Source organism: Bacillus sp. LJBS06 (assembly GCF_016924995.1).
GTDB lineage: Bacteria > Bacillota > Bacilli > Bacillales > Bacillaceae > Bacillus > Bacillus stercoris.
In genome coordinates this window covers 452,415-477,266 of sequence record NZ_CP070483.1, presented here as the reverse complement: position 1 = coordinate 477,266, position 24,852 = coordinate 452,415, and the positions used below count along the sequence as shown (strand labels likewise).

At 46.3% G+C, this 24,852-nt stretch carries 27 protein-coding genes; 5 read left to right on the top strand and 22 right to left on the bottom strand.

Annotated features, from left to right (window positions below; translation table 11 throughout):
- Positions 1-37 precede the first annotated feature (37 nt).
- Both JQX68_RS02400 and lrpC read right to left on the bottom strand, forming a co-directional pair.
- Positions 38-2,221 carry a DNA topoisomerase III gene (locus JQX68_RS02400; protein WP_205440512.1) on the bottom strand — a complete coding sequence of 728 codons (2,184 nt, stop codon included), beginning with the start codon at positions 2,219-2,221 and terminating at the stop codon, positions 38-40.
- 64 nt (positions 2,222-2,285) lie between these two features.
- Entirely contained in the window at positions 2,286-2,720 is a 435-nt protein-coding gene (gene lrpC, locus JQX68_RS02395; RefSeq protein WP_136654844.1) for a transcriptional regulator LrpC, read from the bottom strand.
- A gap of 184 nt (positions 2,721-2,904) precedes the next feature.
- On the opposite strand from lrpC, the gene JQX68_RS02390 reads away from it, so the two are divergent.
- Positions 2,905-3,195, top strand: coding sequence for a DUF3817 domain-containing protein (locus JQX68_RS02390; protein ID WP_014662816.1), 291 nt, complete (start codon positions 2,905-2,907; stop codon positions 3,193-3,195).
- A gap of 44 nt (positions 3,196-3,239) precedes the next feature.
- Here JQX68_RS02390 and amj read toward each other — a convergent pair whose 3' ends face one another.
- From amj to JQX68_RS02365, 5 genes are all read right to left on the bottom strand, one after another.
- Complete coding sequence (gene amj, locus JQX68_RS02385) at positions 3,240-4,049, bottom strand: lipid II flippase Amj (RefSeq protein WP_205440511.1); 810 nt, start codon at positions 4,047-4,049, stop codon at positions 3,240-3,242.
- Between the two features lie 503 nt (positions 4,050-4,552).
- A complete protein-coding gene (locus JQX68_RS02380) occupies positions 4,553-4,975 on the bottom strand; it encodes a pyridoxamine 5'-phosphate oxidase family protein (protein ID WP_069839891.1) in 423 nt (140 codons plus the stop codon).
- Positions 4,976-5,058: 83 nt separating this feature from the next.
- Positions 5,059-5,604 carry a GNAT family N-acetyltransferase gene (locus tag JQX68_RS02375; protein WP_205440510.1) on the bottom strand — a complete coding sequence of 182 codons (546 nt, stop codon included), beginning with the start codon at positions 5,602-5,604 and terminating at the stop codon, positions 5,059-5,061.
- An 87-nt stretch (positions 5,605-5,691) separates the two neighbouring features.
- Positions 5,692-6,195, bottom strand: a complete 504-nt coding sequence (lyxE, locus tag JQX68_RS02370; RefSeq protein ID WP_069839889.1) for a D-lyxose ketol-isomerase — start codon at positions 6,193-6,195, stop codon at positions 5,692-5,694.
- A gap of 15 nt (positions 6,196-6,210) precedes the next feature.
- A complete protein-coding gene (locus JQX68_RS02365) occupies positions 6,211-7,071 on the bottom strand; it encodes an SDR family oxidoreductase (RefSeq protein WP_205440509.1) in 861 nt (286 codons plus the stop codon).
- A gap of 154 nt (positions 7,072-7,225) precedes the next feature.
- Between JQX68_RS02365 and JQX68_RS02360 the strand changes: the two genes are divergently transcribed.
- A complete protein-coding gene (locus JQX68_RS02360; RefSeq protein ID WP_172640209.1) occupies positions 7,226-7,822 on the top strand; it encodes a class I SAM-dependent methyltransferase in 597 nt (198 codons plus the stop codon).
- Between the two features lie 18 nt (positions 7,823-7,840).
- Here JQX68_RS02360 and JQX68_RS02355 read toward each other — a convergent pair whose 3' ends face one another.
- The 4 genes from JQX68_RS02355 to pbpC all read right to left on the bottom strand — a co-directional run bounded on the left by JQX68_RS02355 (position 7,841) and on the right by pbpC (position 14,844).
- Complete coding sequence (locus JQX68_RS02355) at positions 7,841-9,352, bottom strand: class I adenylate-forming enzyme family protein (protein ID WP_040084147.1); 1,512 nt, start codon at positions 9,350-9,352, stop codon at positions 7,841-7,843.
- Between the two features lie 211 nt (positions 9,353-9,563).
- Positions 9,564-11,648 (bottom strand): mannitol operon transcriptional activator MtlR, encoded by a 2,085-nt coding sequence (gene mtlR, locus JQX68_RS02350; protein WP_172640208.1) that lies wholly within the window; start codon positions 11,646-11,648, stop codon positions 9,564-9,566.
- Between the two features lie 186 nt (positions 11,649-11,834).
- Positions 11,835-12,737 carry an aldo/keto reductase gene (locus tag JQX68_RS02345; RefSeq protein WP_069148970.1) on the bottom strand — a complete coding sequence of 301 codons (903 nt, stop codon included), beginning with the start codon at positions 12,735-12,737 and terminating at the stop codon, positions 11,835-11,837.
- Between the two features lie 100 nt (positions 12,738-12,837).
- Positions 12,838-14,844, bottom strand: coding sequence for a penicillin-binding protein 3 (gene pbpC, locus JQX68_RS02340; protein ID WP_014662807.1), 2,007 nt, complete (start codon positions 14,842-14,844; stop codon positions 12,838-12,840).
- A gap of 150 nt (positions 14,845-14,994) precedes the next feature.
- Between pbpC and JQX68_RS02335 the strand changes: the two genes are divergently transcribed.
- Positions 14,995-15,282, top strand: a complete 288-nt coding sequence (locus tag JQX68_RS02335; RefSeq protein ID WP_014662806.1) for an antibiotic biosynthesis monooxygenase family protein — start codon at positions 14,995-14,997, stop codon at positions 15,280-15,282.
- Positions 15,283-15,287: 5 nt separating this feature from the next.
- Here JQX68_RS02335 and JQX68_RS02330 read toward each other — a convergent pair whose 3' ends face one another.
- The 9 genes from JQX68_RS02330 to JQX68_RS02290 all read right to left on the bottom strand — a co-directional run bounded on the left by JQX68_RS02330 (position 15,288) and on the right by JQX68_RS02290 (position 22,710).
- The gene (locus JQX68_RS02330) at positions 15,288-15,533 is read right to left on the bottom strand and encodes a YczI family protein (protein WP_014662805.1); all 246 of its coding nucleotides are present in this window, start codon (positions 15,531-15,533) and stop codon (positions 15,288-15,290) included.
- A gap of 172 nt (positions 15,534-15,705) precedes the next feature.
- Positions 15,706-16,347, bottom strand: a complete 642-nt coding sequence (lipC, locus tag JQX68_RS02325) for a spore germination lipase LipC (RefSeq protein ID WP_136654850.1) — start codon at positions 16,345-16,347, stop codon at positions 15,706-15,708.
- Between the two features lie 63 nt (positions 16,348-16,410).
- On the bottom strand, positions 16,411-17,163 hold the full coding sequence (locus JQX68_RS02320; RefSeq protein ID WP_205440508.1) for an IclR family transcriptional regulator: 753 nt from the start codon (positions 17,161-17,163) through the stop codon (positions 16,411-16,413).
- Between the two features lie 15 nt (positions 17,164-17,178).
- Positions 17,179-18,186 (bottom strand): 5-oxoprolinase subunit PxpC, encoded by a 1,008-nt coding sequence (gene pxpC, locus JQX68_RS02315; protein ID WP_205440641.1) that lies wholly within the window; start codon positions 18,184-18,186, stop codon positions 17,179-17,181.
- Between the two features lie 2 nt (positions 18,187-18,188).
- Complete coding sequence (gene pxpB, locus JQX68_RS02310) at positions 18,189-18,911, bottom strand: 5-oxoprolinase subunit PxpB (RefSeq protein WP_014662801.1); 723 nt, start codon at positions 18,909-18,911, stop codon at positions 18,189-18,191.
- A 44-nt stretch (positions 18,912-18,955) separates the two neighbouring features.
- Positions 18,956-19,729 carry a putative hydro-lyase gene (locus JQX68_RS02305; RefSeq protein ID WP_080478305.1) on the bottom strand — a complete coding sequence of 258 codons (774 nt, stop codon included), beginning with the start codon at positions 19,727-19,729 and terminating at the stop codon, positions 18,956-18,958.
- Between the two features lie 23 nt (positions 19,730-19,752).
- Positions 19,753-20,967: an NRAMP family divalent metal transporter gene (locus tag JQX68_RS02300; RefSeq protein WP_205440507.1), complete on the bottom strand. Its 1,215-nt coding sequence runs from the start codon at positions 20,965-20,967 to the stop codon at positions 19,753-19,755.
- A gap of 14 nt (positions 20,968-20,981) precedes the next feature.
- On the bottom strand, positions 20,982-21,755 hold the full coding sequence (gene pxpA, locus JQX68_RS02295) for a 5-oxoprolinase subunit PpxA (protein ID WP_014662798.1): 774 nt from the start codon (positions 21,753-21,755) through the stop codon (positions 20,982-20,984).
- Positions 21,756-21,960: 205 nt separating this feature from the next.
- Positions 21,961-22,710, bottom strand: a complete 750-nt coding sequence (locus tag JQX68_RS02290) for a Cof-type HAD-IIB family hydrolase (RefSeq protein ID WP_040084155.1) — start codon at positions 22,708-22,710, stop codon at positions 21,961-21,963.
- Between the two features lie 132 nt (positions 22,711-22,842).
- Between JQX68_RS02290 and JQX68_RS02285 the strand changes: the two genes are divergently transcribed.
- A complete protein-coding gene (locus JQX68_RS02285) occupies positions 22,843-23,007 on the top strand; it encodes a hypothetical protein (RefSeq protein ID WP_014662796.1) in 165 nt (54 codons plus the stop codon).
- 32 nt (positions 23,008-23,039) lie between these two features.
- On the opposite strand, the gene JQX68_RS02280 is transcribed toward JQX68_RS02285, so the two are convergent.
- Positions 23,040-23,432, bottom strand: a complete 393-nt coding sequence (locus JQX68_RS02280; protein ID WP_205440506.1) for a 3-hydroxyacyl-ACP dehydratase FabZ family protein — start codon at positions 23,430-23,432, stop codon at positions 23,040-23,042.
- An 85-nt stretch (positions 23,433-23,517) separates the two neighbouring features.
- Between JQX68_RS02280 and JQX68_RS02275 the strand changes: the two genes are divergently transcribed.
- Entirely contained in the window at positions 23,518-24,126 is a 609-nt protein-coding gene (locus JQX68_RS02275; RefSeq protein WP_040084156.1) for a dienelactone hydrolase family protein, read from the top strand.
- 61 nt (positions 24,127-24,187) lie between these two features.
- Here JQX68_RS02275 and sipU read toward each other — a convergent pair whose 3' ends face one another.
- Positions 24,188-24,751, bottom strand: coding sequence for a signal peptidase I sipU (gene sipU, locus JQX68_RS02270; protein WP_069148962.1), 564 nt, complete (start codon positions 24,749-24,751; stop codon positions 24,188-24,190).
- Positions 24,752-24,852: the final 101 nt, after the last annotated feature.

Here is a 24,852-nt window from a genome sequence, read left to right as displayed (position 1 = left end):
CAATAGAAAAACCTGTGCGATAGGCACAGGTTTTTTATTATTTATCCAAACCGAGTTTTTTCAGCTGTTCTGCCAGCGCATTGTTAATCGGCTCATCTTTATTTTGTTTTTTCAAATAAGAGGACACGTCCCGTTTGGAAGCACGTGCTTTGTCTTTGTTTTTTCGTTTTTCAAATACAGAGAGCTTCTCGCGGTGGCCGCACACACACGCAAAGGTCTGGCCCTCACCTTGGCCGCGAAGCTCCATTCTTTTATGGCAGTTCGGGCAGCGCGCGTTTGTTTTTCGGGCAATCGTTTTTCTGCTTCCGCATTCACGGTCTTGGCACACGAGCATCGTCCCGCGTTTGCCGTTTACTTTCAGCATCATTTTGCCGCATTCCGGACATGCCGTTCCCGTGATGTTGTCGTGTCGGAAGGTTTGGCTGCTGTTTTTGATGTCTTTTACCGTTTGGTGAGCGTAAGCCTTCATGTCTTTAATAAAGACAGCCGATTTCAATTTGCCGGCCGCGATCGCAGACAGCTTTTGCTCCCATTCTGCCGTTAAGGCCGGTGATTTCAGATCCTCCGGAACAAGCTGCAGGAGTTGTTTCCCTTTAGAAGTGATAAAGATATCCTGGCCTTTTTTCTCAATTAAAAAGCTGTTGAACAGTTTTTCAATGATGTCGGCACGCGTTGCCACCGTGCCGAGGCCGCCTGTTTCTCCAAGCGTTTTGACGAGGCCTTTTTCTTCTCCCTGCATAAACGCGCTTGGGTTTTCCATCGCTGACAACAGGGTCCCTTCGTTAAAGCGGGCGGGCGGCTTCGTTTGGCCGCTTGTTTCCGTTAACGTGCGGACGGCAAGTGTGTCGCCTTTTTGAAGCGCAGGAAGTGTCTGATCTCTGTCATCGTCCTGCTCATCATCCTCATCCGCCATATCATAAACAGCTTTCCATCCTTGCGACTGTACGGTTTTGCCTTTTGCCGTAAAGGTTTCTCCGCCGATTTCTGCGATGACCTTTGTTTCCTCATATTCGAATGCAGGCATTAATACTGCAAGGAAACGTTTCGCAATCAGGTCATACAGCTTTCGTTCCTTATCACTCAGACTGCTGAGAATGAGCGGCTCTTCGGTCGGGATAATCGCGTGGTGGTCTGACACCTTCGCGTCATTGACGTAGCCCTTATGGGATTTGATGCCGCGTTTTTTAATTTGGCTGACATATTGGGCGTACGGTTTTACTTCCATGCCTTCCAGACGGTCTTTTAACGTCGGGACGATGTCACTGGATAAAAATCTAGAGTCCGTCCGCGGATATGTGACGAGCTTATGCTGCTCATACAGCTTCTGCAGCACGGAAAGCGTTTCTTTAGCAGAAAAACCGAAGCGCTTGTGGGCGTCACGCTGCAGCTCCGTTAAATCATAAAGCGCAGGCGCAAAGCTTTTTTTCGCTGTTTTTTTCAGCTCAGCTATGACCGCTTGCTTTCCTTCGAGGTCTTTTAGCAAACGGCTTGTTACGTCTTGATTGAACGTTCTCGTCTGCTTTGATTTCTTATCCTGCCACGTCAGCGTCATGCCGTCGACTGCTGCACGTATGCCGTAATACGGGACTGGCGTAAACGCTTGAATGTCTGCCTCGCGCTTTGCAATCATGGCAAGCGTCGGGGTCTGCACACGCCCGCATGAGAGCTGGGCATTGAATTTGGTTGTCAGCGCACGGGTCGCATTAATCCCTACAATCCAATCCGCTTCCGCTCTGGCGACAGCAGAATGGTACAGGTTTTCGTATTCTTTGCCGCTGCGAAGCTTTTGAAATCCTTCCTTGATCGCTTTATCCGTTACAGAAGAAATCCACAGCCGCTTGATTGGCTTGCGGACATTCGCTTTCTCAATGATCCAGCGCGCAACAAGCTCTCCTTCCCGGCCTGCGTCAGTCGCGATGACAATCTGATTGACGTCTTTACGGGTAAGCTGCGATTTGACCGCATTGAACTGCTTTCCTGTTTTTTTAATCACCACAAGCTTTAATGGTTCTGGGATAATTGGCAGATCCTCCAGACGCCATGATTGAAATTCTTTTCCGTAGCCTTCCGGATCAGCAAGTGTCACCAAATGGCCTAAAGCCCAGGTCACAATATATTGATCACCTTCGAGATAACCGTTTCCTTTTTTATGGCACTTCAGCACCCGGGCTAAATCCCGGCCGACTGAAGGTTTTTCAGCTAATACAACTGTTTTTGACATGCTTGATCACTTCTCTTTCTTTCACGCTCATCCTGTTATTATAACAGACTTCGCGCGGCACTCTCTAACCGCACCCGTTTTTCGTGTCAATTTCTGAGAAAATGACGTGAGTGACGGTTTGCGCGTAGGGCGATGTTTTGTTAATGAAATCTTCTACCGCTTCGAGGCTTTCGGCATTGATTTTCAGCATATAGCAGGCTGCACCCGCAATCCGGTAGCAAAATTCAATATTCGGCAATGTTTGAATATAGCTTTTGAACCGCTCGTAATCCGCATTTTTGACGGTTGCTTCCACAATGCAGGAAACGGGAAGGCCCAGTTTTTTCTGGTCGACCTCCAGCGTGTATTGCTTGATGATGCCAAACGATTCAAGCTGCCTTACCCGTTCTGTCACAGATGGAGGTGACAGCTTAATTTTTCTGCCTAATTCCCTCATTGACAAACGGCTGTCCTTCTTCAGCTCCTCAATGATATTCAGATCAATCTGGTCAAGTTTCATTTCAACATCCTTCTTTTATGATTTTGTACACATTATCTCGGGTATTTTTGTAAATGACAAGTACAGTTCCCTGAAAAAGGCATGTAAAAATGAATGTTTTCCGAACATTTTTCGAAAGCTGTCATATGCCCCTCTGGATTGTTTATAGTATAAAATGAAAACGTGTCCACAAGGAGGGCGATTTATGCTGCACACGCCGATCGGAAGACTTCGCACGATGGGTTTTATTGAAGGAATGTCACTCTTAATCCTGCTGTTCATCGCTATGCCGCTTAAATATTGGGCAGGCCTTCCGCTTGCAGTGACAATTGTCGGTTCGGTTCACGGAGGGTTGTTCATTTTGTATTTGCTTGTCTTGGCTTATGCAACCTTCTCTGTCAAATGGCCGTTGAAATGGTCAGCCGCCGGCTTCATCGTCGCTTTCGTCCCATTCGGAAACTTTTTGTACGATCGCGGATTGAGGAATTTTAAATAAGGAAACGCAAAAAAGGCTGGATCTTTTTGATCCAGCCTTTCTTATTAAAACCACTTTGTGAGCCAGGCGATATAGTAGGCCCCCGGAATAAACATGAGCTGGGCGAGGAGTGTGCCCGCCACCCTTGATGTGACCATTGTGACAGATGTCCATTTTAAATAGATATAGCTTCGTTTTCCTTTTGCCACGTCATCAGCAAGAACGGATACCTTAGGATCAACAAAAATGGCCAGCAGCATCGTCGCAATTCCATTGATCAAACCCGATGCCATGACGGCTGTCGTGCTGCGCTCCGGCGCCAGCAGGCCTGCGTACAAAGCCGAAAGCACGCCAATCGTATAAATGGATGTAATCAGCATGTTGATGACAAACAAACGCTTCGGAATCAAGCGCATATGAAATCCTTTTACATATGAAATAGACGGCAGACGCAAATAGGAAAGGGCATTTTTAAATCCTTGTTTCGAGCATCCCTTTCGGAATACTTGAAAAACGGAGCCGCCGCCGCCCGCCAAGTGAATAATCGCCCGTGAAAAAAGAGCGACAAAAGATGGGAGCAGGATGATGCCCAGGATGGTGCCGACTGTCGATCCCAAAATCAAGAAGCGGAACTGCTCGCCTACAATCGCCAGTGCGTTTTTTCCCGCATCATCAATTAAATGCCCGGTAAAGGGCTGCTGCACCATGTTCGACATTCTGGACACAATGACCATGACATTAAACAGGGAAAGCGCGGACGCAATAAATCCAACGCGGGCCCCGGAAAGCCTTGTGGCATAGGCTAAGGTTTCTATCGAATGAATCAGTAATAAAAAACAAAATATAAAAAGTACCTGTGTTGTAATGACATGCACGTTATTCTTCCTCCAATTTCATCCTAGAGATAAGACTGGAAAGAAGGCAATTAGGTTTCAGTACGATGTGTTTTTTGCAATAAAAAAACCGCCGGCGGCGCCGGGCGGTTTGTCTTATTCTTTTCTATACGCAAATAAAGATTATATCATCCGCCAGCTCGGGCGGGTTAGATTCATAAAGCATTGTTCCGAAGAATCTTTCTGGAAAGTAAACACCATGGAAATTTCTTGAACACAAGACAACGAAAGCCCTACCTCTCAATCGTCACTGCGGCTCCGAAGCCGCGCCGGTGTGAATTGTAAAACAAAAAAGTCTTTTTTCCATCTCATCGTTAGGGGCGATTTGTTATGAAGGAAAAGAATAAGGGCAGCTGATTATGCTGCTTGGGAAGCGGTAAGCTTCTCTCTCAAAACAGAAAAAAGAAGTTTACTTTCTTTTTTATTTGCTTATTTTTCTTACTAGCTATTCATAATAACATATCGCCCCTGAAAACACAAATTTTTTATAGTTCGAGTGAGACCGGTGTTTTCTCCCCGGCATTCATTAATCTGATATCCTCCGGTTCAATTTCAAGAATCACCAGATTCGGATCATCCTTGCCGTCAAACCAGCGCTCTAATTTGGAACTCCATATTTTGTCCTTCAGTTCTGCCGAATTGTTGATTTTAGCTTTTCCGGCAACTTCGACATAGGCGTCGCCAAAGCCTTCACAATCATAGCCTAATAAAATGTGGACATTGGGGTTGTTCTCAATTTCTTCCGCTTTATGAGTTTCCTTGCTTGTCGGTGTGTAAATCGTCAGCCCGTCATGGAAAAAAGTCATGTAGCGGGAATGCGGTTTGCCCTTTTGAACCGTTGCGAGCGAACCTACTTTATGGTGATCTAGAACATCAAGCACTTTTTGTTTTATGTCTTTCTGATTCATCTCGAATCACTCCTTTTTAACGTCTCCGCTGTTACTTTTCCACATCCGGGGAAGATTTAAACAAGAAAGTGTGCTCTTTATTTTCATCCTTTCCATTCATGCTTTAGCAAGCTGTAATAGATAAGATCATGGTGCCTGCCGTTTATGAATAAGCCGTCCCGTGCCCTTCCCTCCTCTATAAAGCCAAGCCGCTCCGGAACCGCTCTGCTTTTTTCGTTTCCGACAGCCGCACAGATCGCCACACGATTCAGCTCAAGCTCTTCAAAAGCATACGTAATGAGTTTTCGGCAGGCAGCGGTAATAATGCCTTTCCCTTCAAATTCTTTGGCAATCCAGTATCCGATTTCCGCTTTCCGATTCACTTGATCAAGGTTATGCAGTCCGATCATGCCGCATAGGCTGCCGTCATAAAGGAGCCCCGCCTCAATGCTGGTCAGATCAGCATATTCCCACCGCCAATTTGGAATGATCGTTTCTCTGTACGTTTCAGCGCTGCTTGGATTTTCCGCCCAAAACAGCCACTTGCCAAGCCGCTGCTGATTTTCGATAATGAGTTCGGCCAGCCGCTCCGCATCCTTCGGCTCCAATAATCGGATGGTGATGTGCTCATTTACCTTGCAAGTGAACATTGCCTCTCCCTCTTTCCTTTTTTACCCATTATAGCGATGATTCCGTTTTTTTCAATACAAAAAAGGATGGGCTGCTAAGCCTCATCCTTATATCCTTGGATCGGTAAAGATATCATGCTTATCTGTGCTCGTCGAAGACATTTCCGTCACGACGGCTCCCTCTTCACCGGCTTGAAACCAATGCTTTGTATTCGGGGGAATCGTATATTGCCCGCCCGGTTCTAGCTCAATTTCGTGCCAGACCGTATAGTGTTCTCTATCTTCCTGAGGAGGGAGAACCTTTGGCAGCTGCGTTTTTTCTCCTTCTACGTAAAGATACACTTTTCCGTAGCGGCAGCGGAAGGTCTCCTGCTTGCCTTCCTGGCCGTCGACCGGCGGATGGCGGTGTTCCGGGCAAGTCTGTCCCGGAAACAGCACCAGTTCCTTTGAACAATAACGGTCTGTATTGACGTAGACAAAGAGCTGGAGCCCGACTGTTTTTTCTTTTCCTAAGCCGTAGTCCATCAGCTGGATTTGGTCTACTTCCTCGTCCGTTAATACAATGCCTGCCTTTTGATAGTAGCTGTTCACTTCTTCTTTCGTGATGCCCATATGTCACACTCCCTCTTATGTCGTCACAAAATTACCGCCGTTGACATGTAGTGTCTGGCCTGTCATGTAAGATGATTCATCTGATGCCAGCAGCACATAACAGCCGACGTGCTCAACAGGCTGTCCAGGACGTCCCATCGGCGTATCTTGCCCAAATTGGGCGACTGTTTCTTCAGAGAACGTAGCTGGGATTAATGGCGTCCAGATTGGTCCCGGCGCAACTGCATTCACACGGATGCCGTCTTTGACAAGCGCCTGCGCCATTGTTCTTGTAAAGGCATTGATCGCACCTTTTGTCGCTGTATAATCAATGAGTGTCGGGTTTCCTACGTACGGGTTAATGGATGTCGTATTGATGATGGCGCTGCCCGGTTTCAGGTAATCAATTGCTTTTTTAGTCAAATAAAATTGAGAATAAAAGTTTGTTTTGAATGTGCGGTGAAGCTGTTCACTTGTAATGTCTTTGATGGTTTCCTTCGGATGCTGTTCACCGGCATTGTTGACAAGGATGTCAAGGCCGCCTAGTTCTTTGACCGTTTTTTCAACCGCGTCATTGCAGAATTCCTCTTCACCGACGTCACCGGCAATCAGCAGGCATTTTACACCTTCTTGTTCAACGCGTTTCTTCGTCTCTTCGGCGTCTCCATGCTCATCCTTATATACAATAGCGATATCAGCGCCTTCCTTTGCGTAAGCGACCGAAACCGCGCGTCCGATCCCGCTGTCGCCGCCTGTAATGAGCGCAACTTTTCCTTTTAATTTGTCCGCTCCTTTGTAATTCTCGTACTCATACACCGGACTTGGATTCATTTCGCTTTCAATTCCCGGCTGGCGATTTTGGGTTTGTGCCGGCAGTTCTTTTGGATAATGTGCCATGATGATTCTCCTCCTTTGGTTTCTTGTCTATTTGTTGTGTACCTCACACGCTCTTTGGATAAACATGGATTGGCACCTTCGTATTGCTTTATCAGAAAAATGTTTCACATGGAACGCTGGGAGGAAATAACTCAAAAAGGGGGTTGGTTGCTGAATGATTAACATGCTTTCTAGAAGATTCAGCAGGCCAAAGGGCGTCATCGGCATGATTGCCGGGTACATCATGGCTGCTGAAAATCAGACACTGAATCAGTGGACAATCAATCAGCTTGAGATCATGCGCGGGGACAGCATTTTAGAAGTCGGGTTTGGCCCTGGATACTGCATGCAGCAGATATTGAAACGCGAAAAGGATGTTCATCTTCATGGGATTGATGCGTCAGAAGCCATGCTGAAGCTGGCCGCCCGCAGAGTGAAATCAGAGGGGGTACGCCTGATACAAGGAAGCGTCGAGACATTTCCTCTTTCCGCCTCGTTTTATGATAAAGTGATTTCCGTTAACAACTACACCATTTGGAATGACCAAACAAAAGGCATGAAACAGATTTATCGGGCATTAAAGCCCGGCGGCAAAGCAGCCATTACGATGCAGCCGCGGGAAGCGGATGCCAGCCCTGAGAAAACCAAATCATTTGGAAAACAGATGATTGCCGACTTCAAAGCAGCCGGCTTCGAGGACATTGATATACAATTTAAGAACATTAGGCCTGAGCTTGCCGTTTGTGCAACTGCAAAGAAGCCCGCCACATAAAGTGGCGGGCTTCTTCTTTTATGAATGTACAGCCTGGTTGCGCAGGACGTCTTTTTTCACCTTGCCGAGGTTGTTTTTCGGCAGTTCGTTAACGAATTCAACTTCAGGTATTTTGTAAGCGGACAGGCGCTCTTTACAAAATGCGATGACATCCTCTTCCGTTATGCGCTGGCCGCCATTTTTCACGATAAAAGCTTTCGGTTTTTCACCGTAAAGCGGGTCTGGTATTCCGACCACCGCCGTTTCAAGGATTCCCGGGATCTGCTGGATAACTTCTTCAACCTGATCAGGATAGACGTTATCGCCTCCGTAAATAATGACATCTTTGTAGCGTCCAGTGATGAAAATAAAGCCATCTTCATCCACATAGCCAGAATCTCCGGTTCTGAACCATCCGTTTTGCAGCACTTTCGCTGTTGCTTCAGGGTTGTCTTCATAGCCTTTAAATAAGAATGGAGTATGAACAACGATTTCGCCGATTTCTCCTTGGGGGAGTTCTTCTCCCGTCACAGGATCTTCGACTTTGACTTTAACGCCTTCCACAGGTTTCCCCGCAGATGCCGCTTTATCCATTCCCATATCAGGCATCCATGTACTGATTCCCCAAGCCTCAGTACTTCCATAGCCATGCGCGAGCGGAATGCCGATATCAAGATAGCGGCGGATTAGGCTGCTCGGCACTTTTGTTCCGCCTGTCATTAAAATAACAAGCGACGATAAGTCAGTTTGGTGCGTTTCCCACGCTTCAAGCAAATACGTGTAAAACACAGGAAGAGCCATCACGGTCTGAATTTTCTCTTCTTCAATGACCTTCAGCATGTGAACAGGATCTTGATCCTTTGTGAACACAAAGGTTGTTCCTGCAAACGTTCCAAGCATGATGCAAATGAGCGCACTCGTATGATAAATCGGATGGCACGCGAGAAAACGAAGGCCCTTCATCCGTGTTACTGAGCTGTTGGATTTTTTGACGTATCTGTATATGCCGCCATGTGTGATCATGCATCTTTTCGGGTTTCCCGTTGTGCCAGACGTGAACATGAGAAGTGCTGTATCATCTGGGGAAACCATTTCCGTTTCCGGCAATTGATCAGGACCGGCAAACAGCGCTTCAAATTCAGCAGATGTTTCGTAAGCTGTTCCTGTCTCCATTGTTAAACACAGTGAGGACAATTCAGGAAGAATTTCATCCAGCGTCTCTTTAAACTCCGCTCCGTAAAACATCGCTTTCGGTTCACTTGCTTTTAAAATGCCTGTCATTTCATATGGTTTCAGCTGCCAGCTGACAGGTACAACAACAGCACCTATTTCAAGCGCGGCGAACATAACAGTTGATGCGGGATGGCCGTTTTTGCAAAGCAATGCAACACGGTCGCCCTTTTGAATTCCTTTTTGCAGCATGGCATTCGCCAGCTGATTAATCCGTTTACGGTAACCTTTATATGTCAGTGTATGGTCTCCGCTTTTTACAGCCTCTATTTCTTCGCTATCCGGCATGTCATGCAGAATCAGATGCTGTAATGTTTCCATATCGTCATCTCCTATATTCTCTTGAATCTTCAATAATTTGTTAGATTTTCTTCCTTACCTCACCCATTTTAACCCAAAAAAGATAACTTGTAAAACTATTTCATTTTGGAATTATTCCAATACTGAATGATAAAATAGTCCCACATTTTCTTATTTTGTTCCCCGTCCACAGAAAAACACACGCCAATTTTTTGACGTGTGCCATGAAGGATTACAGTATGTTTTTTTCTTTCATCCAAGTGAAAAATATGCGGTTTAACCGCTGATACAATTCTTGTTCTCCTTCTTCCTGAAACCCCGCCATGCTTTCTCCGCTCTCGATAATTGCCGAGCTGATCGCGCTTAAAATTTCCGAGCCTTCAGCAGATAATGAACCAGGCGCCATCATGACGAGGATGCGTGTCATGCTGAGGGTATTTCCGTCCATGCCATCCACTTCATAGGAGGTGCTGAGATCAAACATTTTGAAAAAAGGCAGGACGATTTCATCATTTTTGAGATGATAAAGCGCCATGTTTGTTCCCGGGATGCCCAATCCCCCTTGTTTCTCCCGCTCAGCCAGGCAAACCGCGGCTTTTTCCGGATCACGGATCAAGCCATCCTTCTTCAGCTGCTGAAAAAGTTCTAACAGCAGCATGCTATGATCCGGGTTTGTTTTGAGTTGAGTTAGTGAAAAATGGCGTAAAACATCTTGAATAACCTCCATATACCGACCTATGCTTTCCGCCGCTTCCAGCATATCAGGTGCATCAGCTTGCTGCGTTTCTTCCTTGGGGCTTCTTTTTTTGTTAAGAATAAGGGGAATTTTCCGCTTGATATACTGCTTGACCTGGTTTGCGTCTTCCTCATTTAATAGCGGGCTGACCATGATGTAATCAATGTTTTCATAAGGAATCGGAACAGTGGATACAATCATATCATACGCTTGAACATCCTTCCCCTTTAGCTCGATCAGGGATGACATATCAAACGATTCAATTTCCGGCAGCTCTTTCTTCAGCCTTGAGGCAAGCATTTTCGAAGAGCCGATCCCGCTTGAGCAGACGACAAGCGCTTTCACTTTTGCTTCTTCTTTTTTGATTTCAAGAGCCGAGCCAAAGTGAAGAACGATAAAAGCGATTTCATCATCAGAAAAGGACATGCCCGGAAAATATTTTTCGACGCCTTCTTCAATTGCCATGTAAAGCAGAAAATAATCGTGCTTAATCTGTTCCTTCATCGGATTGTATATCTCAATATTTTCTTTTATGCGACTGACGGCCGGCTCCAAATGGGCGATCAAGCCTTCATATAAAGAGTAGTTTTTCGTGAGATCCATTCGGATTTTATCTGATATAAAGGCAATGAGCCGCTTTGTTTGCAGGGCTGTTTCCAGCTCAATTTCCTGCGCTTTGTATTCTGTTTTGTATTTTCGATTGGCGCTTCGAAGGTGGATTGTAATATAGCCGACCTCCGCCTCCGGTATCGTCACGCCGAAGGCACGTTCAAGCTCGCCCGCGATTTCAAGAGCCGAGCTGTATTCTCTCACATTCTTCAGCTCCTCAAGCTCATTTTGCTCCATGGTGATGGTTTCCCCAAGCTTAATCCGTTCGATCGCATACGTCAGATGGACGACGAGCGCTATATAGGAGCTGTCGGACAATGAAAAAGCGATTTTTTCCTTCAGCTGAAATAAGATGCGCTCCATTTTTAGCAGCTCACCTTTGCTGACGACACCGAACATTTTCTCTGAAGAATCAGGTTTTCCTTTGATGTTTAATTCAACCGCTTCCAAAAACATTTGGATGTCGAGGCGGTTCACAATCAAGTTGCCGACAATTTTCCGTTTCGCATTCTCCGGCCCTATGAGCTGGATGCCAAAACCTCTTTTGCGGATCAGAGTCAATCCGAAGGGAGAAATCCATTTCTCCAGCTCGTCTAAGTCATAGCTGACCGTGGCATTTGTCACCTGAAGATCATGAGCAAGCGTGTACAGTTTGACGGGCTCCTGAGACTCTAATAGCGAACAGAGAATGAGCAGTTTCCTTTCGTCCGCGCTGTATTCATGCTGTTCATATGATAAATCGGTGAGCAGCTTTTGTTTATCCTCGGGACTTCCCACTGCTTTCAACCCTTTGCCGGGCTGTTTATCAAGCGTAAGCCCGACGGTTTCCATCAGCGGCTTAATTGATTTGAGCTCCCTGTGAATGGTTCTCGTGCTGACCTCCATCAGCTCAGCAAGCTCAGTTACGGTTATATATCTATTTTGTAATAACAAGTGCTTTAACAGCTTTTGTTCTCTGGCAGTCATATACATAAAAAAAGACCTCCTAGACAATCTTGATGTGCGGATGAAGTCGCAAGGAGATGCAGTAGAGGATATAGAGAGGTTTCCTTTTAATATAAAACGCTTTCACAAAAGAATCAATCAGTTATAAATGGTAATTTGGCACTAAGCGGTGTGACAACATTGAAAAAGCATCAGCTGGTAAGCTGATGCTTTTTATGGAATATCGTAACCCTGTACGGCTGTAAAAATACGAAACCATTGATCTTGGTCAAGCTTGTATGACATCGCGTTTATCGCGGCGGTAATCCGCTCGCGCTTTCCGCTTCCGACAATCGGCATGATGTTTGCCGGATGCGTATACAGCCATGCGTACATGACCTCGTCCAAAGAAGCGGCGCCGATCTCTGCTTGAACGGATTCAAGCGCCGTGCGGACACGCCGGTCTTTTTCCGTGTCACCAGTGAAAACTTTGCCGCCTGCCAGAGGCGACCAAGCCATCGGCGGTATCCGTTTTTCCTGACAGAGGTTCAAAGTGCCGTCGCGCACATTTTCTAATTCATATGCGGAAAGCTCAATCTGGTTGGTCACGAGCTTCTCAGGCAAATACGATTCCAGCATCCGATACTGGTGATCTTTAAAATTTGAAACACCAAAGTACCTGACCTTGCCAGAGCATTTCAGCGCTTGAAACGCCTCTGCTACCCCCTCCGGATCCATGAGCGGGTCCGGTCTGTGAATCAACAGCACATCGATATAATCCGTCCTAAGGTTCATAAGTGATTGCTCAACGGATGCCAAAATATGCGATTTGCTTGTGTTATAATGATGCGATCTGTGAGCTGGCCGTTCAGGCGATTCAAGAACAATGCCGCATTTTGTGACCAGCTCTATGTTTTCTCTTAATCCGGGCGAAAGGGCAAGGGCGTTTCCAAACAGCTTTTCGCACGTATAGCCCCCATAAATATCCGCATGATCAAAGGTCGTGATGCCGTGATCGATACACCATTCAATGAGACTCAGCAGTTCAGCATCTGAATAGTTCCATTCATTCAGCCGCCAAAGGCCGTGTATGACTCTTGAAAATTGAAGATCCTCCGCCAATTGAATACGTTGCATGCAAAATCCCTCTTTTCCTTGTATAAACCGGGTTTTGCCCCTTACTAGTTCATTCGGCCTCAGATCCCCTTTTTCCTTTCGCCCCTTTTAAAAAGACATTTTAATTCGATTGAAATTGCTTTTTCGCTTTCTCAACGACGTAGTGGCTGCCGCCGCGGTCCTGCACATTTTGGATCATCATGGCGACAAGCAGGTCTTTGTTTTTGTAATCGTAGCCGACAAACCAGCCATTTTCCGCGCCATCCTTATCATCTTTGGATGTTTTCAGCTCGGCTGTTCCTGTTTTTCCGGCCACTGTGATTCCTTTCACGACAGGCTGATAGGCTGATCCGCGCTCATCCTCGACAACGCCCTTCAGACCTTTTGTAATGTCTGCCGCTCCTTCCTTGGTGACCACTTGCTTGTGCCAAACATCAGCTGTTTGTGAGTCTTTTTTGATCAGCGTCGGTTTGACAAGGTCTCCATTGTCAACAAATGGCGTGTAAGCAGCTGCCAAGTGAAGCGGAGACATTTGCATTTGCCCTTGTCCGTAGCCTGTATCCGCAAGCAAAATGTCTGAATCAAGCTTGTCATTTGCAATAGACGATTTCTGGATCGGGAATTCATACGGAATGTCCTCTGAAAAACCGAATGTCTTCAAGCCTTTTGTGAAGGTGTCCGCTCCCATATCAAGCGCATTCTGGGCAAAATAAATATTGTCTGACGTAATAAGGGCATTTTCCAAATCGACTTGCTGAAGTCTCTCAGACACACGTGTCACTGAATAGCCGCCCCAGCTCGAATCTTTTTGCCACTCCTTACCTTTGATTGTTTTCTTTTCATCGGCTTTAAGGGTGCCGTTTTTGATTCCAATAGCAGCCGCAATCGGTTTAATCGTGGAACCCGGTGCGTACGTCTTATTGAATTTCGCTGAAAACGGATTGTTTTTATCTTTGTTTAGCTTTTTCCATTCCTTATCGCTCCAGCCGAAAATAAACCCGTTCGGATCGTAGGAAGGCGCGCTGACAAGTGCAAGTGTTTCGCCTGTCTTCGGCTGCAGCGCGACTGCCGTCCCGCTGTCATCCTTGAGTTCATCGTACAGCTTCGTTTGCGTTTTAATATCAATTGTAAGATGAAGATCCTCGCCGTCCTTTGCTTTCTTTTCAGCGATGACTTCCCCGGTTTGCGGCACGTAAATTTTCCAGCCAGTTGTGCCTCTTAGCTTATCTTCATACACATTTTCAAGTCCGGCGATGCCGATGTTAGACGTATCGCTGTACGTTCCTTCTTTCTTTTTCTTTAGTTCTTCCGCTGTAATGGCGCGGACATACCCTGTCAAATGGGCTGTCTTTTCGCCATACGGATAGTAGCGGGAGCTGACATTCGTTCTTGTTACGCCTTGTAATGACGTCGCTTCAGAAACTAACTTCTCCTGGTCAGGCTTGACCTTTTTGAGCGGCACAAACGAATCGTCTTTTACCCAGCCTTGATCCAGCTTTTTCTTGATGTCGTCTTCAGTCAAATCAAGTTTTTTGGCGAGCTCTTTTATGACTTTCTCTTTTTTATCGCCAAGCTCTCCGGGAACAATCCCGATTTCCGGAACATCTGTATTGACGGCTAACCCTTTTCCATTTTTATCGTAAATTTGGCCTCGTTTCGGTTCAATGCTCATAATTTGCACGGTTTTGTCGTCAGCCAGCTGTTTGAAAATAAACGATGGGTCCCAATCTATATTCCATGACTCCTCGTCATCTGTTTTTTCTAATTTCAGCACAGCAGTATTCTTGAAGCTGACTTTGCCGGCATTTGTGTTCATGCTGACTTTATACGGGATATGTTTCATCGTCTTGTTGTCTTGATCGTCCTTATCTACTTCTCCCGCAGTGACTTTCAAATTTTTTACGCCGGCCTGCTCATAGATGGCTTTATACCTGTTGACGAAATCTTTTTTGGAGATTTCTTTTTTGACATCTTTAGTCAGGCTTTGATACATGTCATCGAATTGCTGATCGTTCCACTGTTTCACGAATGCTTCCATGCGATCCTCTGGTGAATCTGTTTTGGAGCATCCGATCAATCCAATCAACCCGACGCATAGAAATACTAGTAGAATACACTTTTTTAACATGACTTTCCCCTGCCTTCCACTTGTTATTTTCTCTTAATTGAATTGGTGCGTGCAAGATTTTTTTGAAAATGAAGGAAAAGTTCACCGATTTTGCAGAAATCTCCTATCGTTTGCTGTAGACTATTTGAAAAGACAGAAAGAAGGGATAGCATGGTCAGAGAGGCAGCAATGCTTCACATTAAAGAAGGGCTTGAACAAGAGTTTGAGGCGGCGTTCCGGCAAGCGGCGCCGATCATTTCCGGCATGAAGGGCTATATCACTCACTCGTTATCAAAATGCATGGAGGAAACGCATAAATATCTGCTTCTTGTGGAGTGGGAAACACTTGAGGACCATACGGAAGGCTTTCGCGGTTCTTCAGAGTATCAAGAGTGGAAAGCCTTGCTTCATCGGTTCTATACCCCGTTCCCGACGGTCGAGCATTTTCAGGATGTGTAATAGATTTATATAATATGAAGTGTAAAACCGATAAGGGAGACAGACCATACAAAAACGGCGGTATAAATATTAAAAGCGCCTGAGCCGTCATTTTCTTTTTTGCGTTCTTCAAGCCCCTGCATAAACATGACTGCACCAAGGAAAACAAGCATAACCGATTGGATAACAGAGGTGTGTTCCGTATATTTAAAAGCAATAAGCGCCAATAAAATAATGATAACCGCAAAGGACATTTTAACAATGCGAAACAAAAGGACCATCCTTCCTTATATACGAAATATTGAACGTTATGGCTATATTTGCCTACGCCCTCCATTATTCTAGCGCACTTTTTGGGGATGTAGAACAGAAGAAAGGGAATTTTAAGTTTCTTTTAATATTTCGATCACACATAAAAAACGCGCCTGTCATGAGGCGCGTTTTCTATGAAACTGACAATTCTTTATAGCCTAACTTGTGAACGGCTTCAGCCATCGCTTGATAGCCTTTGCTGTTCGGATGGACACCGTCAAAGGACAGGTATTCCTGCTCCTTGCCTTTGAAGATGCTGTAGGCATCCGCGATTTTGACATGGGGTGCTGATGCAAGTGTTGCTAAATGTGAATTGAAGGATGTGATCCATTTGCCGGCGATTTCAATGCCGGGAAACGGGTTGTATAAGTTGAACACACGGATGGCGTACGGGGAAGGGTTTTCTCCTTTGATCTCGGCGATCTTGGCAATCATCTTTTCAAAATTCTCATGGCAATGGGCGGATACACGGCTGAAAATTGTTTCATCCTTAGAGGTTTGGTAGGCTAAGACCGAATCGATAAGATCGTTTCCGCAGCCTGTGATCGTTATCATATCAGCATCTCGAATGCATTTTTGCACATAGGAATATGACAGGAGTCCCAAAATCTCCTCTGTATTCAGGCCTGATCTGGCAAATAGGGCTATTGCCGTTTTTGTTTTCAAGTCAGCTGACATCATGTCTCCAAAACGATGGACGAAGCCGGGTGAAAACAGCCCGGAGCCTCTCCCTGTCGTCAAGGAATCGCCCAGAGCTGTATATCGAAGCACCATGTTCTTTCCTCCACTCCTGAACGTCGATACGTTAATGTACGCAGCAGAGTAAAGATTGGCTACTTATGTATATCCTATTTTTCTTGAAATCTGTAAAGCGGCGTCCTTCACCTTTTCTGTTAAATAGGGCAGCCTGTCTTCTGTAAATCTCGCTTCAAAGCCTGCGATGCTAATGCCGGCTGTCACCTGGCGCTTATGGTTAAAAATCGGGGCGCCGATCGCCGCCGTATAGTTTTCGAGCTCTGAATAGCTGACAGTAAAGCCATTTTGAACAGAGGCATCAATTTCCTGAAGCAGTTTTTCGGGATCGGTAATCGTTCCGGAGCCAATTGAAATGAGTTCGGTTTGTTTGATGTATGCTTCGATTTCTTCACGGGGAAGAAAGGACAGAATGCTTCTGGCGCACGCTCCCGCATACAGTGGGGAACGCCTGCCGATTGCCGTATACAGCCGTACAGTCTGTGTTCCTTCTATTTTCTCAACGTATATCGCTTCATTGCCGTCCCTCATGATCAACTGCACGGCCTCGTCCACTTCCCGGCACAGCTCTTCCATCACGGGTTTCGCTATTTTTCTGATATCCAGCCTGTCAGCGACAAGCTGTCCGAATTCCAAAAACACCAACCCCAGCGAATAAGCGCCGGACGCATCCCGACTGAGGAACCCCATTTCCTCCAAGGAGCTGACCATCCGGTGAACAGAGGTCTTCGGCATTCCTGACAGCGCCACCAGTTCACTTAAGGTTAGGCTTGGTTTATGCAAAAACAAATTAAGCAGCGCCATAGATTTCACTACGGTTTTATTTTTATTCTGCATCCTTCATCCCCTTTGCTATGTCAGCCATTCCATCTTCATTCTCGTTTTCAGTTCTTTTATATGCTGTTCCCGTTCTACCGCAAGTACTTCTGCCTCCTGAAGGGACACAGGCTCAAACTGGACGTGCTCGCCCGGCATGATTTGAGAAACAATCGGAAGATCAGCGGATATGATGTGCGCGATCCTCGGATAGCCGCCAGTCGTCTGCCGGTCTGCAAGCAGGATAATCGGGTTGCCGTCAGGCGGCACCTGAACTGTTCCAAACGAAACCGCTTCTGACACCATCTCAAGCGGGGCTTTCAGTTCGAGCGGCTCTCCTTTGAGCCTGTAGCCCATACGGTCGGATTGCGGCGTGACACGAAATGTTTCTTGATAAAAACGCGTTTTTGATTCTTCTGTGAAAAAGGCGAATTGCTTTCCTTCCAGCACCCGAATGATGGGATTCTTCTTCAGCGGCAGAAATCTGCTGCGGCTGACCGACCACTTCGGTGCTGCAAATCCCTGTTTTTCAAGCTGCAGACTTAAACGGGAAAGGATGGTTTGCGAAAGAGCTGACATCTCTCCAATAGACAGTTCATCTTCTTTTTGAAGCGCTCTGCCATGAAGTCCGCCGATGCCTGCTCTGACGTATGTGCTTTTACTTTCCATAACGGCAGGCACATTGATGCCGCCGGCTGCGGCTACATAAGCACGGCTGCCGAGCTTGCAGGGGCCAAAGCTGACCGTGCTGTTTTCCTTGACGAGCACAGGCTTCCATAAAGGCGCTTCCTCGTCATTAATACGCAGCGTGAAGTCCGCCCCTGTCACCGCAATCAGCGTCGTTTTTGCAAAATGAAACGACGGACCCGGCCCCATCATCGTTATTTCGAGACCTGCTTCATTTTCGCCGTTTCCGATCAGCAAATTGGCAATGCGCAGCGAAACCGTGTCCATGGCGCCGCTGGCCAAAACGCCGTATTTTTGGTAACCCGTTCTGCCTATATCCTGAACCGTTGTGAGCAGTCCGGGCTTTAATACTTTCATGCTCAATTGGACTCCTCCTTATAGGCGTGATAGTCTTCTTCTGAGATGCGAACGAATTTCACAGTATCTCCCGCCCGCAGCAATGTCGGCGGATTTTCCTGCGGCCGGAAAAGCGCCAGCGGCGTTTTGCCGATCAGCTGCCAGCCGCCCGGCGTTGAAATCGGATAAACACCTGTCTGCAATCCCGCAATACCGACCGAACCTGCGGGAATCGACGGTCTTGGCGATGATTTTCGCGGAGCTGCAATGCGTTTTGACATCCCGCCTAGAAAAGGAAAACCAGGCGCGAATCCGAGCATATACACCACATATTCACCGCTTGTATGAATGTCGATCACTTCCTCCGGTGACAGCTGATTGATCTTCGCCACCTCTTCTAAATCAGGCCCGAATTCACCGCCATAGCAGACGGGAATTTCCACAATACGGCGGTTGACCTCATAGTCTTCAGCTATTTCTACCAGCCGCTCTTCGACATCGCGCTTGACCTTCTCAAAAGGTGAGCTTATACCCCGAGGCAAATGCTTGTACACTTCATACATATCATAAAATACGGTTAGACTTGTAAAAGCCGGGATACATTCAATGAATCCCGGAAATGGCTGTTCTTCTATATAAGCGGCCGCGGCATGGACAATGCCGTTGACCTGTTCGTTGATTTCTTCTCCGAATCGGATCATCATTGCAGAATCACCGAGCTGTTCGATTTGATATCGTACAGTCATCTTTCTCACCTCTTTTAATTCTCGTTCATCAGGATGACGAGAGGTTACAGCACCGCAAGCGACTCGTCTCGAATATCTGTGATGAGCATATGCCCCGGCGCATGTGTGATGACCATTTCAGGTTTTACATTCATAGCCACGGCTTGCGGTGTCACTCCGCATGCCCAAAAAACAGGAACCTCGCCTTCACGAATGGAAACGGCATCTCCGAAATCCGGTTTGTCCAGATTGCGAATGCCGATTGCTCCCGGATTGCCGATATGGATCGGCCCTCCGTGCACAGCCGGAAAACGCGAGGTCACTTGCGCGGCACGTACAGCCAGCCGTTCAGGAACCGGTCTCATGCTGACAACCATCCGTCCGTGAAACGCCCCCGCCGGAACACAATCGATATTCGTTTGATACATCGGGACATTTGTCCCCTCATCAATATGCCGGACCGCTATCCCATTGTTGATCAGTGCCTGTTCAAAGGAGAAGCTGCATCCGATCAGAAAGCCGACAAAATCGTCCTCCCAGTATGGCGTAATATCAGATACTTCTTCCGTTAAGATACCGTGCCTGTAAATACGGTATTTCGGAAAGTCCGTTCTGATATCAGCATCCGGCGCAGCCAGAGACGGCACAGGCGAACCCGTTTCAGTCACATCGAGCACAGGGCAGGGCTTTTGATTTCGCTGGCAAAACAGCAGGAAATCAAAAGCAAGATCTTTCTTCAAAACCACAAGATTCGCTTGGGCATAGCCGCCGGACATGCCTGCGGTCGGCCCGTTTATTTTTCCCTCTCGTATCAGGGCGCGTACATCTTTTGGCGCCATTTTGTTTAATTGCTCCACTTATATCAGCTCCACAATTGAGGAAGTTGTGTACATAACGTGTAAATTCCCATAACTGCCATTACAATCACTACAAGCGCGCCTGTGCTTGTCAGCCATAGCGGATGCTTATAATCACCAACAATGTTTTTCTTGTAGGCGGCAACAAGCAGTGTTCCGAGTGCAATCGGCAAAATCAAGCCGTTCAGCGATCCGACAAGGACGAGGATCTTCGCAGGCTGTCCGATTGTGACAAAAGCTAACGTAGAAATCACAATAAATCCGATAATAATGCCGCGTGAATTCTTTTCAATTTTTGGAGAAAAGGTTTTGAAAAACGAAACAGATGTATAGGCTGCTCCAATCACAGATGTAATGGCCGCAGACCACATGATCAATCCGAAAATTTTATAACCGACATTTCCAGCAGCAAGCTTGAAGACTGAAGCCGCAGGGTTGCTTTCATCGATATGCAGGCCTTTTGAAACAACGCCAAGCACCGCAAGGAAAAGAGCGATCCGCATGACAGAGGTAATTAAAATGCCGACAACCGAGCTTTTTGTTACTTGGGGAATGGATTCCTTCCCTTTAATGCCTGCATCCAGCAAACGGTGTCCCCCGGCAAATGTGATATATCCGCCGACAGTTCCGCCCACCAGTGTAACAATAGCAAAAATACTGATGTGTTCAGGGACAAACGTGTTCGCCACAGCATGTCCGACTGGCGGTGCAGACGTGATTGCGACATACAGCGTTAGGATGATCATGGCAAAGCCCGCGATTTGCGTAAAACGGTCCATCGCTTTTCCCGCTTCTTTAATGACAAAAATCAAAATGGCGATAACAGCGCTGATCAATGCGCCTGTTTCCGGTTTAATGCCGAACAGCACCTGAAGCCCCAGCCCGGCACCTCCGATATTCCCAATATTAAAGGCAAGCCCGCCAAGCACGACGAGAATGGCGATGAAATACCCCAGTCCCGGAAGCACCATATTCGCAATTTCCTGACCGCGTTTTCCAGAAACTGCGATGATGCGCCACACATTGGTTTGGGCAAAAATATCTAAAATAATAGAGATTAAGATGACAAAACCGAAGCTTGCCGCGAGTGTGTTTGTGAAAGTTGCAGTTTGGGTGAGGAAACCCGGTCCGATTGCTGAGGTTGCCATTAAAAAGGCAGCGCCCATCAGCAATGACCAGCTGCCCGCTTTTTTTCCTGCTGTTTTTTTCTCCTGCTCCATCTATTGTTCCTCCTTTATGTCGACTTCTGTTCTGAAATAGCTGTCACTTCAATTCCTGCCGCCTTAAGCTCTTTTCTGATTTTTCGGGCAAATGTCAGCGCATGGGCTCCATCTCCATGAATACAGACTGTATCTGCTTTTAATGACACATCATGTCCTTGCTGAGATTTGACCGCCCCTTCTTTCACCATTTTGATGACCTGGGTGACGGCGGCATCATCACTTTCAATGAGTGCGTCCGGCTGGGAGCGCGGTGTCAGCGTGCCGTCCGATTGGTATGTTCTGTCGGCGAACACTTCATTTGCGGTCTGAAGTCCGATCCGTTCTCCCGCTTTTACAAGCTCGCTCTCAGCAAGACCGAAAAGAATCAGGCCGGGATCAACCTTATAGACAGCTTTCGCGATCGCATCCGACAGTTTTTGATCGACTGCCGCCATATTGTATAAAGCACCATGCGGCTTGACGTGCTGCATGTGAAGTCCCTCTGCTTTTAGAAAGCCAGAGAGCGCGCCAATTTGATAAATGACAAGATCATACGCTTCCTCAGGTGAAATCGCCATATTGCGGCGCCCAAAACCGAGTAAATCCGGCAAGCCCGGATGCGCGCCGATTTTCACGCCTCTTTCTGCTGCAAGCGTGACGGTTTTTCGCATCACACTAGGATCTCCAGCATGAAATCCGCATGCGATATTCGCTGATGTCACATACTCTAAAATATCTTGGTCAAGGCCTATCTTGTAGGCTCCGAAGCTTTCTCCTAAATCACAGTTTAAATCAATTTGAAACACAGAATCCCTCCTGCCAAAGCAAACGATATGCTTTATGTATTTATTGTCCCGAAATCCGGAACGACTATTCCGAATTTTTGAACTTTATTTCATTATAAGTCAAGCATATTAGTTTGTGAAATACTTTTGTCAGAAAACCTACCATGGTCCCAGAAGAAAACCTGCCAAACCAAAAAAGAGAGTCCGTCTTAGGACTCTCTTTTTTTTATAGTACCCAATGGCGAATCGCCTTAGCGACACCATCCTCAATATTTGTATCCGTGATCCAATCAGCCGTTTCTTTCACGATGTCTTGCGCATTGCCCATTGCGACGCCCAGACCCGCTTCTTTAATCATCGCGATGTCATTGAGGCTGTCGCCCATCGCCATCACATTCTCCATCGCAAAGCCGAGTTTTTCCGTAACCTTGGCAAGGGCTGCCGCTTTGTTGATGCCGAGCGCGTTGACTTCAATGTTTGTCGGACTTGAATTTGTGATTTCGAGCTCTTTGTTTTTTTTCAGCTCCTCCAGCACTTCGTTTCGGATGTCGTCATCCTCGATGTCAAAGCCGAATTTGAGCCATTCATGATCCGTAATGTTTTCCGGAAACTCGCCTCTCCATACTTTGTTCACGGTAGAAGCCCAGAAATTGGTGTTGTGTTTATTCCGCAAATCCCACATCATTTGAATATGGTCTGTATGGAGCAGCTTCCGTTCCACCAAATTAAAATCCGAGTCCCAGATTTCACTGCCGTTTGCCGTGATTAGAAAGGATGACAGATTCAGCGACTCGGCCAGCTCCCGGCACGTCATCAGCGTCCGGCCCGTGCTGATTACCACATACACACCTTTATCCTCCGCTTCACGAATGGCTTTGCGGTTTTCCTCCGAGATCAGCTGCTCGTCGTTCAGCAATGTTCCATCCATATCAATTGCGATCAGCTTGATATCTACATCTTCTCTTTGAACAGACATATATGTACCTCTCTTTATCTTTTTGTTGTGCTTCTCTCTATTCTAATACATTATACCCAGCGGGACAAAAAAGCGATTTCCCATGTTTGAGGTGAACTGATAAGAGGAAAACAAACGGTGAGGTGATCAAACATGAAAGAAAGAAAACAGCAAAACAAACCAAATGAAAATCCTGAGCACAACGACTTAACCGATCCAATTCCTAATGAAGAGCTGAAGGAAAATATGAATGATGAAAAACACAAACGCCAGCAAAGAGATGACTCTCAAAGCGAACGGGATTACGACACAAAATAGAACCCCTCACAAAATGTTGTGAAGGGTTTTTTTCATTTTTCAATATAGATGCCGATTTCAGCTTCAGCAACAGGCTGCTCTCCTACTGACGCCTTGGCATGTCCAAACACAAATCCGCGCCGATTGCGCGTGATTTCAAACGTAAGATCAAGCCGGTCACCAGGCACAGCCGCTCCCAGCTTTTCCGCTTTCTTCACCGAAGACAATAACCCCAAGCTGTTCTCATCTGTAATCCCTGTAAAAGCAGCAGTTTGCGCTAGCGCTTCAATCACAAGTGAAAACGGCATTTCTGTTTGGGCATCAGTGATAAACCAGTCATTCTCACTAATTCGTTTATAAGCTGCCGCGTGTTTGCCGGGCTCGCTATCCGTCACGCCATCAATAAATAAAAACGGGTAGCGGTGAGGCAAAGATAATGGGTTCATTGTATATCTCCTTTTTTTGACCATTATATATCAGCCTAAAGCGTAACGATAGGATATAATGGAAAAAACACAAAAGGAGGCCGTTATGTCCCCAAAACCGCTTGTCATTCTTGTCCACGAAATATACGGTGTAAACAGCCATATGAAAAAGATGGCCCGGCTGATCAACATGGCTGGATATGACGTGCTGACGCCCAACTTGCTCGAACCGGAAGAAGTCTACACACTGCTAGAGGAAAAAACGGCATACGAACAATTTACAAAACATGAACGGCTGAAAACGGGAGAAACCATCATCCAGAATGTGATCAGGCAAAATGCCGGACGGCACATCTTTGTGATTGGATTCAGCGTAGGGGCTACCATCGCATGGAAATGCAGCAGTATGCCCGAGGTAAGCGGAACTGTTTGTTATTACGGTTCCCGGATACGTGATTCTCTTCACCACGTGCCAGCCTGCCCGGTCCTATTGTTTTTCCCTTCTTATGAGCCATCGTTTGACGTGGCGCTTCTGATCAAAAAACTTCAGGAGAAACAGCATGCCCATCTGAAGATTTATCAATTTGATGCGCTTCACGGCTTCGCCAATCCTGATTCTGTTTATTTCGACAGGGCCCTTTTCTTCAAAACGCTTTCCATCATAAAAAACGGGGCGGAAAAACGTCTCCGCCCTGCTTCATCATCATTTTTTTAAACGTGCACGGCGCTTTTTTATCAGTGCCGTCATACGTTCCATGTACTTTTTGCATTGCGTTTTATTTTGCCTGTCTCATCTCACCGAATGGATAAAAGACGAGAGATTCAGTACCGATGATATCTTCCTCAGAAGGCATGCCCATTCCATTTCTGCTATCTAGTGAATTGAGACGGTTATCTCCCATTACAAAATATTTACCGGAAGGCACCTCAACTTCGAAGTCGCCTGTTAAGGTTCCACCCGACTTTTCGACCTCTTGTTTCTGTTCCTTTAAGTACGGTTCTTCCACCTTTTTATCATTTATGTATAGCTGATCATTCTTCATTTTGATGCTGTCACCAGGCAAACCGATTAAACGTTTGACAAAAGAGCGGCCGCTCATTTTGTCATGAATGACTATGATGTCGCCTCTATGAAACCCGCCAGTCCATTTGACTGCTTTGTCAACCAGAATTCTTTCTGAATCTTTAAGCGTTGGGGCCATCGATGAGCCTTCAACGAGAAAGGGCTTGTAAAACACCAATCTGATCGTAAAAATGAGAGCTGCAATCATAACGATACTGAGTACAACGATCCATTTGATTTTTATTTTTTTCTTTAACGTGATTGTTTTTGCATTCAACTTCCTTCACCCAGTGCTTTCCTAAGAATTCCAAATTATTATACAGCATTTGGATCAGCTTGGTTAGACTTTTGGGGAAATTTTCGTAAGGAAATGGACAG